A 13676-nucleotide genomic window follows, 5' to 3' on the forward strand; every position below is an offset into this window, starting at 1 on the left:
TCATTATAACAATAAAAACTTGAGAAACCTAATCAGATTATTTTTGCGCTAGCGCTAAAGCTCGATCATCCTTGCTTTTTCGGTTAATGTTACAATGTTTTTAAAGACCTGGCAAAGCAAAAGAATTAAGGAGGAAATTTTGCATGCAGCGAATTTGGATCAGCGGCTATCGCAGCTATGAACTGGGAACTTTTGGCGACAAGGATCCAAAAATCACGGTGATCAAATACGCCATTAAGCAGTACCTGACTAATCTGCTGGAAGAAGGACAGCTGGACTGGGTCATCACCGGCGCTAACCTGGGCGTTGAGCAGTGGAGCGCGGAAGTGGCGCTGGATTTGCGGCAGGAATACAACTTGCGGGTTGCGGTGATGCTGCCTTACTTGGACTTTGGCAGTCGCTGGAGCGAAAACAACCAGCTGAAGCTGCAGAATTTAAAAAATCAAGCTGACTTCTGGTCCGCGACTTCAAAAGGATCTTACCAGGGTGCCCGCCAGCTTAGGGACTACCAGCAGTTCATGTTTCAGCATACCGACCGGGCCCTTTTGGTCTATGACCCGGAATACCCAGGCAAGAGCAAATATGACTACGAGATGATTGAAAAATACCTGCAAAAGCGCGATGACTACCAGCTGGACCTGCTCGATTATTATGACTTGGAGCAGGCCGCCCGGGAATATGAAGAAAATCAAAGAGAATGGTAAATTTTAACTCTTTCTTTCTTTTTTATGGAGTCGCTTTTTGATAAAATGACTTTAGTATAAAGGAGTCAAGAGTTAATGGCAGATTTAAACGATATTAAGCTGTCCGCGCAGGACATTTTAAAGAAGCAGTTCAGAAGCAAGGTCAAGGGCTATGATCCGGATGAGGTTGATTCTTACCTGGACCAAATCATTTCCGACTATGAGACCTTCCAGGACATCATTGAAGACCTATACGGGCGGATTGGTGAACTGCAGGGGCAAGTGATCGACGCTGAGAAGCAGGTCAAGCAGGAAGAAAAGGCCGTCAAGGAAATCCCGGCAGCCGTACCGGCATCAGCGACTACTGAAAGCAAGGAAGAAGACGTCAAGACCTACGTGCCGAGCTCACAAAGGCAGCGGACCGACTTCGCCTTGGATAGCAGCAGTACTAGCGGCGAAATTTCAACTAACATGGCAATCATTCAAAGACTTTCAACTCTGGAGCGGAAGGTCTACAATCTGGAACAAAGAGTTTACGGAATTCAGGACTTACAAAAGTAAGAAAGTTTGCTATAATAGTAATGTTGCAAATTTTGAGCAGTCGCGGCCGGCCTTGAGCCGGCTGAGGAAAGTCCACGCACGCACGGGCTGCGATGCCCGTAGTGATCGTATTCAGCCCAATAAGCTGGAGGAGGCCTTGAGCCTCACGGCAGAGAAAGCGCTAAAGCCTGGCCATGCGTGAATATCTTGAAAGTGCCACAGTGACGGAGCAAGCCGGGAAACCGGCTTGGTGGAACGAGGTAAACCCTGCGAGCGTGTAACCCAAAATTTGGTAGGGGCGTCTCAACTTAGGCAAATGAACCAAAAGTTGGACTACATCATGTAGAGATAGATGGCTGCTGAAACCAGCCGCGGCCGGCGGTTGGTGGAACAGAACGTGGCTTATAGAAATTTGCAAGGCAGAGAGTTGGACTTCGTTTGAAGCCCAACTTTTTCTTTTTTAAGGAAAAAGCTTGCAAAGATAAAAAAACAAGATAAAGATCAGAATAAAATTCAGAAGTAAAAGAACGGAGACAGCGATGGAAGAATACCAATTATACGCGACCATGGGGGCTGGTTTTGAAAGCGTCGTGGCCAAGGAACTTCAGTCCTTGGGTTATGAAACGACGACCGAAAACGGCCGGGTCTTTTTTAAAGGGGGCCAGAAAGACATCGTCAGATGCAACCTGTGGCTGAGAACCGCTGACCGGGTCAAGATCCTGTTAAAGGAATTCACGGCAAGAGACTTCTCAACCCTGTATGACGAAACTTACGCTTTTGACTGGGCCATGCTTTTGCCAGTCGACGCGGCTTTCCCGGTCAAGGGGCGCAGCGTCCGCTCAAAGCTCCACTCTGAGCCGGACGTGCAGTCAATTGTGAAAAAAGCGATCGTTGACAAGATGGCAGCCCAGTACCACCGGCGGGGCAAGCTGCCTGAAAGTGGCAGTCTATACCAGCTGGACGTGCACATCTACAAGGATACTGTCCGCCTGTCACTGGATACGACTGGGGAAAGTCTTTTCAAGCGGGGCTACCGGATTGAACACGGGGGCGCGCCTTTAAAGGAAAACTTCGCGGCGTCTTTGATCAAGCTGACCCCATATGATGGGACCCACCCGTTTATCGACCCAATGTGCGGGTCAGGGACCCTGCCAATTGAAGCAGCCTTGATCGCCCGCAATATTGCTCCAGGCACTTGGCGGAAGTTTGCTTTTGACGACTTTGACTGGTTTGACCCAAGCCTGCATGAAGAGCTGCTGGAAGAAGCTAAGAGCCAGGTTAAACCAGCTGAGGCGCCGATCTGGGCCAGTGACATTGACCAGTCGATTCTTGAAGTGGCCAAGCTGAATGCCCACAATGCCGGGGTTTTGCAGGATATCCGCTTCAAGCAGGTCGCGGTCAAGGACTTTACCACCGACCTGGAAAACGGGGTCATCGTTTCCAACCCGCCATACGGCAAGCGTTTGAAAGACAAACAGGGAGCGGAAGAACTATACCGGCAAATGGGGGAAGTCCTGCGGCCACTTACTTCTTTCAGCCAGTACTATCTGACAGCGGACCCGGATTTTGAAAAGTGCTTCGGGCAAAAGGCCAGCAAGAAGCGCAAGCTCTACAATGGTAACCTCCGGGTTGACTACTATCAGTTCTGGGCTAAGCGCAAGTAATGAAAAAGAGATGAGCTGATGAAGACGATCACGGATAGTGAACAGCCAGACTTTTGGCTGATTTCAGACCCGCACTTAATTGCGGATGACCTGCATGATTTTGGCAGCCGGTTTCTAGAGATGCGCCGGACTAGTGCCGGCAAGGATATTGCCTACCAGGACCTGGCCCTGAGAGCTTTTGTCAGAAAAGTCCTGCAGGCAAAGCCAGCAGCCTTGATCATTACCGGGGACTTGACCTTTAACGGGGCCAAGCGGTCGGCAGAAAGGCTGAGGGAGATTTTTGCCCCCCTAAAAGAAGCTGGCATTGCTTTGCTGGTCATTCCTGGCAACCATGACATATATGACGGCTGGGCCAGGAGTTTTGCCGGCAGCGAGGAAAGACGGGTGGAGCAGATTTCACCAGAAGACTGGAAGGAAATTTTTTCCGCCAGTTATGACTTAGCCGCAAGCCAGGACCCGGCCTCTTTATCATATTCAGTCAACTTAAACCGGCACTGGCGGCTGCTTCTGCTTGATTCCAACTTATATAGCCAGCAGTTTTCCTACACCCATCCAATGACCAGCGGGACCATCGATGATGGGGAAAGACGCTGGCTGGGCCAGGAATTGGACGAGGCTAAAAGTAATGGACAGGATGTCCTTTTTTTCATGCACCACAATCTCTACAGTCATAATTCAGTGGTTCATGACGGCTTTAAACTGAACAATGCCGGTGAAATTATCCAGCTGCTCAGTCAGTATCCGGTCCGCTGCGCCTTTTCCGGCCATATTCATGCCCAGCACATTATGTCCGGCTGGGTACCGGTTCCCGAGGTGGTCTCATCCTGTTTCGCGGAAAGTGACCAGGGCTATGGGATAGTTGAGCTGACTGATAATTCCCTCAGCTACCAGCGGCAGTCTTTTGACATTGACAATTTTTTGACGGCTGAAGAAAAAGCTTTTGCTCCCTTTAATGATTTTCACGCTTATCTGAAGGAAGTTTTTGACCAAAGCAATGACCTGCTCATTCGCCAGCACTTTCTGAAAGGGGCGGCAGACGACCTGCCGGAAGCAGCCAGCCTGCTCAAAAAGATGCACTGGGACTTTTTTACCGGACAAAGCTATAAGAGCCAAGAAGAAATCGCGGCAATTTACGGGTCAAGCGCTTACCGAACTTTGCTGGCGGCCATGCCTAGCATGAAAAGTTATATCAGCTCCCTTTACGAGAGCACTCAGTCAAGCCAAAAGTTGGATTTGGCTTGGTGAAAAAACGATCTTTTTTTAGATAAATTCGATTTAAGCCTTAATAATAACTTGATTACCGAATATTAAAAACAACAGTTAAAAATATTTTTCGTATTTCTCGGTATTTCCCTGCTTTTTTGCTATAATCTAGATATCTAGTGACAAGGAGTTTTTCATGAAAAAACATTTGATCTTTTTAGGAGACCTTGGCGTTATTTATTACAGTTGGCTCTTGCTGGTGCTTTTTTTGACTGTGATCTTTTGTCTGGAAGGCAGCCAGTTCATCAACCCGCCGACTGTGATAACCGGCATCATCTTCTTGCTCCTGCTTGTTTTTACATGGAAAAAGTCCTACATTTCTTTTGACGGCCAGACGCGCTTGCGCTTGCCATACCGGAAGGAGTTCGTCCTGGAGGAAAAACCAGAATTGGTGACTAGTTGGCGTGGCTTTGAAGTCTATCGGGCGCGGGTTTCCAAGCATCAAAGCATTGATTATCTTGTTTTTAAGAGAAAGCGTGACAGAAATGGTTAAATCAGATATCGAAATTGCGCAAGAAGCAGAAGAATTGCCTATTACTGACGTTGCGGCCAAGCTGGGCTTGACCAGCCAAGACCTTGAACCATACGGCTATGACAAGGCTAAGGTCAACTGGCAGGCAATCAAGCGCAGTGAGGAAAACGGCCACCTGGGCAAGCTGATCTTGGTGACTTCAATTTCACCAACTCCAGCCGGGGAAGGCAAGTCCACGATGACGATCGGGATCGGGGATGCCATCAACAACCAATTGGGCAAGAAGACGGTGATCGCCTTAAGAGAGCCATCCATGGGCCCGGTCTTCGGGATGAAGGGCGGGGCTGCCGGCGGCGGCTACGCGCAAGTCATTCCTATGGAAGACATCAACCTCCACTTTACCGGCGACATGCATGCCTTGACTTCAGCCATCGACAACCTGTCAGCTTTGGTTGACAACTACATCTACCAAGGCAACGAATTGGGCCTGGACCCGGAAAAGATCGTCATCAAGCGCGGCCTGGACGTTAACGACCGGACCTTGAGAAAGGTAACGATCGGCCAAGGTTCCAAGTTCAACGGGGTAGAGCGTCCGGCCAGCTTCCAGCTGACTGTGGGCCACGAACTGATGGCCATTCTCTGCCTGTCCAAGAACATCGCGGACTTGAAGGAAAGAATCGGCAAGATCCTGGTTGGCTACACTTACGAGGATGAGCCAATCTTCGTCAAGGACCTGGGCTTCCAAGGCGCTATCGCCGCCCTTTTGTCAACTGCCCTGAAGCCAAACCTGGTTCAAACTTTGGAACACACCCCAGCCTTCGTGCACGGCGGGCCTTTCGCCAACATTGCCCACGGCAACAACTCCATCCTCTCAACCAACTTGGCTCTGCACCTCAGCGACTACGTTTTAAGTGAAGCCGGCTTCGGTTCAGACCTTGGCGGGCAAAAGTTCCTGGACTTCGTTTCAACCAAGCTGGAAAAGAAGCCAGATGCCGCCGTTGTCGTTGCTACTGTCCGTGCTTTGAAGTACCAGGCAGAAAAGTCAACCGACCACTTAAAGGAAGAAAACCTGGACTCACTGAAGGAAGGCTTCGCTAACCTGGACCGGCACATGAACAATGTCCGTTCATACCAGATCCCGGTTTTGGTTGTCATCAACAAGTTCCCAACTGATACTGAAGCAGAACTTGACCTGCTCAAGTCATTGATTGAAGAACAAGGCTTCCCATGCGAAATCGTGACTGCCCATGACGAAGGCTCCAAGGGGGCTAAGGCAGCGGCTGAAAAGATCGTTGAACTGGCAGATAAGAGCGACTACGAAATCAAGCGCAGCTACGACATGGATGACGACCTGGAAAGCAAGATTGAAAAGGTAGCCAAGCGGATCTACCACGCTGCTGACGTGGAATACACCGACAAGGCCAAAGAACAGCTGGCCAAGCTGAAGAGGATGGGCAAGGACAAGCTGCCAGTCATCATTGCCAAGACCCAGTACAGCTTTACCGACAATGCCAAGGAATTAGGGGCTCCTACTGACTTTACTTTGCATGTCAAGGGCTTGAGCCTCCGCAACGGGGCCGGCTTCGTGGTCGTTTCAACTGGCCACATCCTGGACATGCCAGGCCTGCCAAAGCACCCGGCCGCCTTGGATATTGATGTGGACGAAACCGGCAAGATCAGCGGTTTGTTCTAGAAAAGAGGAATATGCAGATAGTTGGATTAGTGATCGCTGCCTTGATCGCGGCAGCTGATCAAGCTTTGAAGTATTATATTGTCACAAATTACCATTTGGGTGAAGTCCACGACGTGATGCCGGGCCTTTTCTCCTTTACCTATATTCAGAATAATGGGGCAGCCTGGAACATTTTGTCCGGGAAGATGTGGTTCTTCTATGTAGTCAGCGCTGTCGCTATTGCCGTAGTGCTGTATTACTACTTCAACAAGAAGTATAGCCACTGGATGTTTAAGTCGGGCCTGGTTTTGGTATTGGGCGGGATCATCGGCAACTTGATTGACCGCCTGCATCTGAAGTATGTCATCGACATGATTCAGCTGGACTTTGTGCAGTTCAATATCTTCAACCTGGCTGATGCCGCCATTACCGTTGGCGTGATTTTAATCTTCAGCTATCTGTTATTCATTGAAAGGGAGGACTAGGATGAACCGTGAGTATGAACTGACCGTGCAAGAAAGCGGCCAGCGGCTGGACAAGTATCTGGCAGAAGAAATGGCTGATTTGTCCAGAAGCCGGATCAAGGAGCTGGTCCAGGCCGGCGAAGTCCTGGTCAATGGCAAAAAGAGCAAAGTTTCATATAAAGTGCAGAAAGGTGACCTGATTCAGGTCACCGTTTTGCCGTTAGAGCCCTTGGCGCTTGAAGCGGAAAATATCCCCCTGGACATTGTCTATGAAGATGAAGACGTCATCGTGGTCAACAAGCCCCAGGGGATGGTGGTTCACCCGGCCGCCGGCCACCCAAGCCACACCCTGGTCAACGCCTTGCTTTACCACACCAGGGACCTGGCAGATAGCCCGGAAGGCTTCAGACCTGGGATCGTTCACCGGATCGACAAGGATACGTCAGGCCTCTTGATGGTGGCCAAAAACGCTGCTGCTAGAGAATCTCTTGAAAAGCAGCTGGCGGCCAAGTCCAACAAGCGCCAATACCTGGCCATCGTTCATGGCAATTTTGCTGAAGAAGAGGGGACAATTGATGCCCCGATCGGCCGCAATCCTAAGGACCGCAAGCAGATGGCCGTCGTTGAGAAGGGCAAGAGCGCGGTGACCCACTTTAAGGTCTTAGAACAATACCAAGGCTACAGCCTGGTTGAATGCCAGCTGGAAACCGGCCGGACCCACCAGATCCGGGTTCATATGGCCTATATCGGCCACCCGTTGGCAGGGGACCCCTTGTATGGGCCAAGAAAGACTCTGCCTGGCAAGGGTCAGTTCTTGCATGCCATGACCCTGGGCTTTGAGCAGCCAAGGACCGGGGAGTGGCTGGAATTTTCTGTCCAGCCGCCGGAAATTTTCCAGAAAACAGTTGAAGAATTGCGGCAAAAGCGGGTGAAATAAAATGAAACGCTACCTTATTCTTGAAGATGGCAGCTCTTATGCCGGTGACGGCATCGGGGCAATGGTTACCGCCACGGGGGAACTGGCCATCCAGACCAGCAACTACGGCTACCAGGAAGTTTTGACCGACCCGTCGAACGCTGGCAAGATCATCGTTTTTACCACCCCGATGATCGGCAGCAACGGGATCAACGCCGTTGACTATGAAAGCATTCAGCCCAGTGTCCGCGGCGTTATCGCTAACGACATTGCCTTGAATATCACCGACAATGACAGCTTCCAGTCTTTGGGCGACTTTTTGAAAGAAAAAAAGGTACCGGCAATTTTTAACGTTGATACCCGGGCCTTGGTCAGAAAATTGCAAAATCTGGGTCCTTTAAAAGCCTCAATCATGGATACAAATGATGCCCATGCCTTTGATCAGATCAGAGCCCTGGTGTTGCCGAAAAACAAGAGCTCTTTGGTTTCAACCAAGAACGCCTATGCCGCGCCAAACGTCGGCAAGACGATTGCCATTATCGACCTGGGCCTTAAGCACTCCATGCTGCGGGAACTTTCGTTAAGACAGGTTAACGCCAATGTCTTGCCATATAACGCGACTGTCCGCGACATCAAGAGCCTGCGGCCAGACGGGATCATCATTTCCAACGGCCCCAGCCAGGCCAAAGAAGTTTTGCCATATTTGCGGCAGATTTTAGATGAATATCTGGGCAAGCTGCCGATCTTGGGGATTGGTTTGGGCTTTTTGGCCATTTCGGCTTACCTGGACCTCAGCCTGGTTGACCTGCCTCAGTACCAGAACGGGACCAATTTCCCGGTGATCGGGCAGAGCAGCGGGCAGATCTGGCAGACGGCCATGAACATTGGCCAGCTGGTTTTGCCTGATGACACGGCCATGACCTTCAATGAAGAGTATTTCGACCTGCACAATGAGCTTTTGGCCGGCTTCAGCAATGACAAGCTGCAGCTCTTGGCAGTCGCCTTCAACCCGGAAGGAGCGCCGGGGACGGAAGATGCCCAGGTGATTTTTGACGACTTTTTGAAACTGGTGAAATAATGCCACGCGAAAATGATTTAAACAAAATCTTGATTATCGGTGCCGGCTCAGCCCTGGTGGGCAATGTGGCCAACACGGACCTTTTGACTAAGAGCGCCATTGAGGCCCTTTTGGAAGAAAATATCCAGGTGGTCCTGGTCAACCCCAATCCGGCCAGCGTATCGACGGACCCCTTGCCGGGCTTGACCGTGTACCTTGAGCCGATGACTTTGGACTTCTTGAAGCGGATTCTCCGGATGGAAGAGCCCGACGCGATCATGACCGCTTTCGGTTCTTTGATGGCCCTGGACGTGACCAAAAAGCTGCAGGCTGACGGGATTCTGCACCAGATGGGTATCCGGCTGTTGACGATCAATGAGAAGGCAATCTCCATGGCCAATCCGCAGAAGCGGACCCGCTTTTTGGAAGCCAATCATTTGCCAGTCGGGCAGACCTGGTTTTTAGACAGCCTGGGCTTAAAATACGACGAGCACCTGCAAGAGCAGCTGGAAAACAAGCTCTCTTTCCCGATTCTTCTGACCAAGAAATACTACTTTGAGCGCGATGACCACATCTCCTTCAAGAGCAGCCGGGATTTAGCCCAGTACCTGCGCCAGGAGAGCCAGGACAAGGACTTCCGCCCAGCCAGCTACCGGATGACGGAAGACTTGTCTAATTGCGAAGAGGTCATCCTGGACCTGCTCCGTGATGAGGACGGCAACCTCTGCTTTGTCGGGGCAACTGGGTCTTTGGAACCGGTCGGGATCGACTCAGGCGACTCGGTCTTGATCAAGCCGCTTTTGACCATGAACAATGACCAGATCCAGGTCTTGCGGGCGGAAGCTGGCAAAATCGCGGATAAGCTGCAGCTGGAAGGCTTTTTGAGCGTCCATTTTGCCATCAGCCACCGAGATATGGACATGGTTTACAAGCTCCTGGCTGTTAAGCCCCGCTTAACCAGAACAGCGGTCTTGGACCAAAAGACCAGCCTGTATTCAATTGGTTATGTTTTGGCCAAGCTGGCGATCGGGATGCGGCTGAATGAAGTCACTGACCCGGCGACCGGCCTGTGCGCGGCCATTGAACCTGTCTCTGACACGGTCAGCATCAAGATTCCTTACTGGTCCTTCGCCAAAACTGGCTATAACCACTACCAGCTGGGCAAGCACACTCAGTCAACTGGGGAAGCGGTCGGGATCGGGCGGAATTTTGAAAGTGCCTTTTTCAAGGCCTTGATTTCCAGCAATGACCTGGAAGTTTTGTGGACCGCTTTTATCAACGAACGGAAGAAGAGCGACGAGGTAATCTTAGATGACCTCCGCCACCCCAATGAAATGCACCTGGTCCAGCTGCTGGCTGCCCTTAGCCAGGGGATCGACTACCAGGCCATAAGCAGCGTCTTCAACATTCATCCAGTCTACTACCAGAAGCTGCGCTACCTGGTCAAGATCGGCAGGGACATCGCCCACGCGGATGAATTAGACCATGACCTCCTTTTAAAGGCCAAGATCCGGGGCTTTTCCAGCGACCTTTTGGCCAAATTGACCAAAATGGACGTCCATGACATTTTCCCTTTGCTCAATGAAAAAGATGTCCGGCCGTCATTCTCAGCAATCGATGACAGTGCTGGGGTTTACCAGCCAAAAGTCAAGGTTTACTACCAGAGTTACGGGGTCGAAAGCGAATTGGAATTTGCCAAGGATCCGGAGAAGAAAAAGGTTCTTTTGCTGGGGATGCCGCCTTTCCAGGTCTCGGTAACCAGTGAGTTTGACTACATGCTCTACCATGCCCTGGCGGCCTTGAAAAAAGAGGGCTATGAGACGGTCCTTTTGTCCAACAACGCTGAATCAGCCTCGATGGACTACCACCTGGCAGACCGGGTCTATTTTGAGCCGATCAACCTGGACAGCATTATCACCATCTGCGAAGAAGAGGGGATCACTGACGTGGTCACCCAGTTCTCCGGCAAGCAGGTGTCAGCTTTGCGGTTGCCATTGATGAGCCATGGTCTGAAGATTTTTGGCCAGCACGATATCGACCGGCTTTTACCAATCAGCCATTTAGATACGGGGAAGATTTCTGACGTCAAACGGGTGCCTTATTTAGCAACAAGCGACTACCAAGCTGTTTTGGCCTTTGTGGCCCAGGTGGGCTACCCGGTTTTGGTCGGGGGCTACCACCAAAAGAGCAAGCAAAAGTCGGCCGTAGTCTATGACCAGCCGGCCCTGGAGAAATACTTCCGGGAAAACCAGGTTGATGACTACACGATTTCCCAGTTTATCTCGGGGATGAAGTATGAGATTACAGCCATCACGGACGGGGAAGACGTGACTATTCCAGGAATCGTCGAGCACCTGGAACAGTCGGGGTCGCACGCTTCAGACTCAATCGCTGTTTTTGGCCCCCAGTATTTAAGCAAGAAACATGCCGAAAAGCTGAAAGAGGAAACGGTCAAGCTGATCCGCAGCTTCAAGATCCGGGGGATCTTCAACCTCCACTTTTTGATCAAGGGCAGCGAGATCTACCTGCTCCAGATCAAGACCTATGCTGGTCACAACCTGGCCTTTTTGTCCAAGTCCATGAACAAGGACCTGGTCGAATACGCGGTCAAGGTCTTAGCAGGCAGAAAGATCGCTGATTTAGGCTATCCGAATGAAGTCTGGCCAGTTGACGAATTCATCCACGTGAAGATGCCGGTCTTCTCCTACCTAAATTACAGCTCAGACAATACTTTTGACTCCAGGATGAAGTCTTCTGACGCTGTGATGGGCAGAGACAGCCTTTTGTCCAAAGCCCTTTACAAGGGCTATGAAGCCAGCGACCTGCATATACCGAGCTATGGGACGATCTTCTTCTCAGTCAGTGATGAAGAAAAGCAGGAAGTGGCCAACCTGGCCAAGCGCTTTGCCCGCCTGGGCTTTAAGATCACGGCCACGGAAGGGACGGCTAACATTCTGGCTGAAGCGGGGATTACCACTGGGGTTATCGCCAAGATCCAGGAAGGGTCGAGAAACCTTTTGGAAAGAATCCGGACCCACCGGATCGTAATGGTGGTCAATGTCGTCAATTTGTCAGACTCGGCAGTGGAAGACTCAATCAAGATCAAGGACCAGGCTCTGAATACCCATATTCCGGTTTTCTCCAGCCTGGAGACAGTCCAGCTGATTCTGGATGTGCTGGAATCGCTGGCTTTGACTACCCAGCCAATTTAAAAGATGCTATACTCAAACCATAAGTTTTTAATCTAAATCAAATTTATTTTATATTTTTATCCTAACGAGGATATAATCGCAAGCAGGAGGGCAAGCGATGAGAGCAATTTTGACAACCGTCGGCCAGGACAAGACCGGGATTATTGCCGGCGTAAGCAGCTTTTTGGCAGAAAAAGACATCAACATTCTGGACCTGTCCCAGACGATCATGAACGGCTACTTCACCATGATGATGGTCGTTGACGTCAGCGATGAGGCTGACTTCTCCGCCTTGAGCGCGGAACTCAAGGAACTGGGCAAGAAACTGGGCGTGGAAATCAACATCCGGAACGAAAAGATGTACGCGGCCATGCACGAACTGAGCGGAGGTCTTGAATAATGGACTTGCGGCGGATTATGGAAACGGTCAATATGATCGACAACGAGAACCTGGACCTGCGGACAACGACTATGGGGATCTCGCTTTTGGATTGTATTGATTCAGACAGTGACCGGGCTTGCCAGAAGATCTACGACAAGATCACGACTAAGGCAGAAAATTTGGTCAAGGTAGCCAAAGAACTGGAAACTGAATACGGGATTCCGATTGCCAACAAGCGGATCACGGTTACGCCAATTTCTTTGATCGCGGCAGCTTCTGGTGACAGCGACTACGTTAAGTACGCGGTTACTCTGGACAAGGCAGCTAAGGCAGTCGGCGTTGACTTGATCGGTGGCTTCTCAGCTTTGGTGCACAAGGGCTACCAAAATGGCGACCGGGTTTTGATCAAGTCAATTCCCCAAGCTTTGAAGGAAACTGAAAGAGTCTGCTCCAGTGTCAATGTCGGCTCAACCAGAAGCGGGATCAACATGGATGCCGTCAAGGAAATGGGCCAGATCGTAATTGAAAACGAAAAGATCGACCCGCTGAACAATGGCAACCTGGTCATCTTCTGCAACGCGGTCGAAGACAACCCGTTTATGGCCGGGGGCTTCCATGGGGTCGGCGAAAGCGACGTGGCTTTGAATGTCGGCGTTTCTGGCCCTGGCGTGGTTAAGACGGCCCTGGAAAAGGTCAAGGGCGAATCCATGGACGTGGTAGCTGAAACGATCAAGCAGACGGCCTTCAAGGTTACCAGAATGGGCCAATTGGTCGGCCAGGAAGCTTCCAAGCGTTTAGGCGTTGACTTCGGGATCGTGGACCTGTCTTTGGCGCCAACTCCAGCCCAAGGCGACTCAGTAGCCAACATTTTGGAAGAAATCGGTCTGGAAAGCGTGGGGACCCACGGGACCACGGCAGCTTTAGCCATGTTGAACGACGCCGTCAAGAAGGGCGGTATCATGGCCTGCAGCCACGTCGGCGGTCTGTCAGGTGCCTTCATTCCGGAATCAGAAGACGCGGGGATGATCGCGGCGGCTGAAAAGGGGATTTTGACGGTCGACAAATTGGAAGCCATGACCGCTGTCTGCTCAGTCGGTCTGGACATGATTGCCGTGCCTGGCGATACGCCAGCTGAAACGATCAGTGCCATGATTGCTGACGAAGCAGCCATTGGGATGATCAACAACAAGACCACGGCTGTCCGGGTAATTCCAGTACCGGGCAAGGATGTCGGTGATTCAATTGAATTTGGCGGCCTCTTCGGCTATGCCCCAATTATGCCTGTTCACAAGGAATCCAGCGCGGCGATGATCAACCGCGGCGGACGGATTCCAGCCCCAGTGCACAGCTTCAAGAACTAATCATTTTTTAG

At 50.9% G+C, this 13676-nt stretch carries 12 protein-coding genes and 1 other RNA gene; all 13 read left to right on the forward strand.

What is annotated here, in order from left to right:
• Window positions 1-143: 143 nt before the first annotated feature.
• The 13 genes from ACYVUT_RS04955 (at window position 144) to ACYVUT_RS05015 (ending at window position 13665) form a co-directional block, all read left to right on the forward strand.
• A complete protein-coding gene (locus ACYVUT_RS04955) occupies window positions 144-704 on the forward strand; it encodes an SLOG family protein (protein ID WP_484500119.1) in 561 nt (186 codons plus the stop codon).
• A 75-nt stretch (window positions 705-779) separates the two neighbouring features.
• A complete protein-coding gene (locus ACYVUT_RS04960; RefSeq protein WP_439776337.1) occupies window positions 780-1244 on the forward strand; it encodes a DivIVA domain-containing protein in 465 nt (154 codons plus the stop codon).
• A 28-nt stretch (window positions 1245-1272) separates the two neighbouring features.
• Window positions 1273-1633: RNase P RNA component class B (gene rnpB, locus ACYVUT_RS04965), an RNA gene on the forward strand.
• Between the two features lie 129 nt (window positions 1634-1762).
• On the forward strand, window positions 1763-2887 hold the full coding sequence (locus tag ACYVUT_RS04970) for a THUMP domain-containing class I SAM-dependent RNA methyltransferase (RefSeq protein WP_484501564.1): 1125 nt from the start codon (window positions 1763-1765) through the stop codon (window positions 2885-2887).
• A gap of 18 nt (window positions 2888-2905) precedes the next feature.
• Entirely contained in the window at window positions 2906-4132 is a 1227-nt protein-coding gene (locus ACYVUT_RS04975; protein ID WP_484501565.1) for a metallophosphoesterase family protein, read from the forward strand.
• A gap of 154 nt (window positions 4133-4286) precedes the next feature.
• Window positions 4287-4643: a hypothetical protein gene (locus ACYVUT_RS04980; RefSeq protein WP_439775066.1), complete on the forward strand. Its 357-nt coding sequence runs from the start codon at window positions 4287-4289 to the stop codon at window positions 4641-4643.
• Window positions 4636-6315 carry a formate--tetrahydrofolate ligase gene (locus ACYVUT_RS04985; RefSeq protein WP_484501566.1) on the forward strand — a complete coding sequence of 560 codons (1680 nt, stop codon included), beginning with the start codon at window positions 4636-4638 and terminating at the stop codon, window positions 6313-6315. The genes ACYVUT_RS04980 and ACYVUT_RS04985 overlap by 8 nt, the downstream gene beginning before the upstream one ends.
• A gap of 11 nt (window positions 6316-6326) precedes the next feature.
• Window positions 6327-6779 carry a signal peptidase II gene (lspA, locus tag ACYVUT_RS04990; protein ID WP_484500125.1) on the forward strand — a complete coding sequence of 151 codons (453 nt, stop codon included), beginning with the start codon at window positions 6327-6329 and terminating at the stop codon, window positions 6777-6779.
• A gap of 1 nt (window position 6780) precedes the next feature.
• The gene (locus tag ACYVUT_RS04995; RefSeq protein ID WP_439775064.1) at window positions 6781-7695 is read left to right on the forward strand and encodes an RluA family pseudouridine synthase; all 915 of its coding nucleotides are present in this window, start codon (window positions 6781-6783) and stop codon (window positions 7693-7695) included.
• A gap of 1 nt (window position 7696) precedes the next feature.
• Entirely contained in the window at window positions 7697-8752 is a 1056-nt protein-coding gene (locus ACYVUT_RS05000) for a carbamoyl phosphate synthase small subunit (RefSeq protein ID WP_484500127.1), read from the forward strand.
• The gene (gene carB / locus ACYVUT_RS05005) at window positions 8752-11943 is read left to right on the forward strand and encodes a carbamoyl-phosphate synthase large subunit (protein ID WP_484501567.1); all 3192 of its coding nucleotides are present in this window, start codon (window positions 8752-8754) and stop codon (window positions 11941-11943) included. The genes ACYVUT_RS05000 and carB overlap by 1 nt, the downstream gene beginning before the upstream one ends.
• A 97-nt stretch (window positions 11944-12040) precedes the next feature.
• Complete coding sequence (locus tag ACYVUT_RS05010; RefSeq protein ID WP_439775061.1) at window positions 12041-12322, forward strand: ACT domain-containing protein; 282 nt, start codon at window positions 12041-12043, stop codon at window positions 12320-12322.
• Window positions 12322-13665, forward strand: a complete 1344-nt coding sequence (locus tag ACYVUT_RS05015; protein ID WP_484499184.1) for a DUF711 family protein — start codon at window positions 12322-12324, stop codon at window positions 13663-13665. The genes ACYVUT_RS05010 and ACYVUT_RS05015 overlap by 1 nt, the downstream gene beginning before the upstream one ends.
• Window positions 13666-13676: the final 11 nt, after the last annotated feature.

The sequence above is a fragment of the Lactobacillus sp. WILCCON 0059 genome (assembly GCF_057197985.1).

Excerpts from the sequence above, each read along its gene's own strand:
- ACYVUT_RS04955 (WP_484500119.1), top strand. The coding sequence starts at position 144 with ATGCAGCGAATTTGGATCAGCGGCTATCGCAGCTATGAACTGGGAACT.
- ACYVUT_RS04960 (WP_439776337.1), top strand. The coding sequence starts at position 780 with ATGGCAGATTTAAACGATATTAAGCTGTCCGCGCAGGACATTTTAAAG.
- ACYVUT_RS04970 (WP_484501564.1), top strand. The coding sequence starts at position 1,763 with ATGGAAGAATACCAATTATACGCGACCATGGGGGCTGGTTTTGAAAGC.
- ACYVUT_RS04975 (WP_484501565.1), top strand. The coding sequence starts at position 2,906 with ATGAAGACGATCACGGATAGTGAACAGCCAGACTTTTGGCTGATTTCA.
- ACYVUT_RS04980 (WP_439775066.1), top strand. The coding sequence starts at position 4,287 with ATGAAAAAACATTTGATCTTTTTAGGAGACCTTGGCGTTATTTATTAC.
- ACYVUT_RS04985 (WP_484501566.1), top strand. The coding sequence starts at position 4,636 with ATGGTTAAATCAGATATCGAAATTGCGCAAGAAGCAGAAGAATTGCCT.
- lspA (WP_484500125.1), top strand. The coding sequence starts at position 6,327 with ATGCAGATAGTTGGATTAGTGATCGCTGCCTTGATCGCGGCAGCTGAT.
- ACYVUT_RS04995 (WP_439775064.1), top strand. The coding sequence starts at position 6,781 with ATGAACCGTGAGTATGAACTGACCGTGCAAGAAAGCGGCCAGCGGCTG.
- ACYVUT_RS05000 (WP_484500127.1), top strand. The coding sequence starts at position 7,697 with ATGAAACGCTACCTTATTCTTGAAGATGGCAGCTCTTATGCCGGTGAC.
- carB (WP_484501567.1), top strand. The coding sequence starts at position 8,752 with ATGCCACGCGAAAATGATTTAAACAAAATCTTGATTATCGGTGCCGGC.
- ACYVUT_RS05010 (WP_439775061.1), top strand. The coding sequence starts at position 12,041 with ATGAGAGCAATTTTGACAACCGTCGGCCAGGACAAGACCGGGATTATT.
- ACYVUT_RS05015 (WP_484499184.1), top strand. The coding sequence starts at position 12,322 with ATGGACTTGCGGCGGATTATGGAAACGGTCAATATGATCGACAACGAG.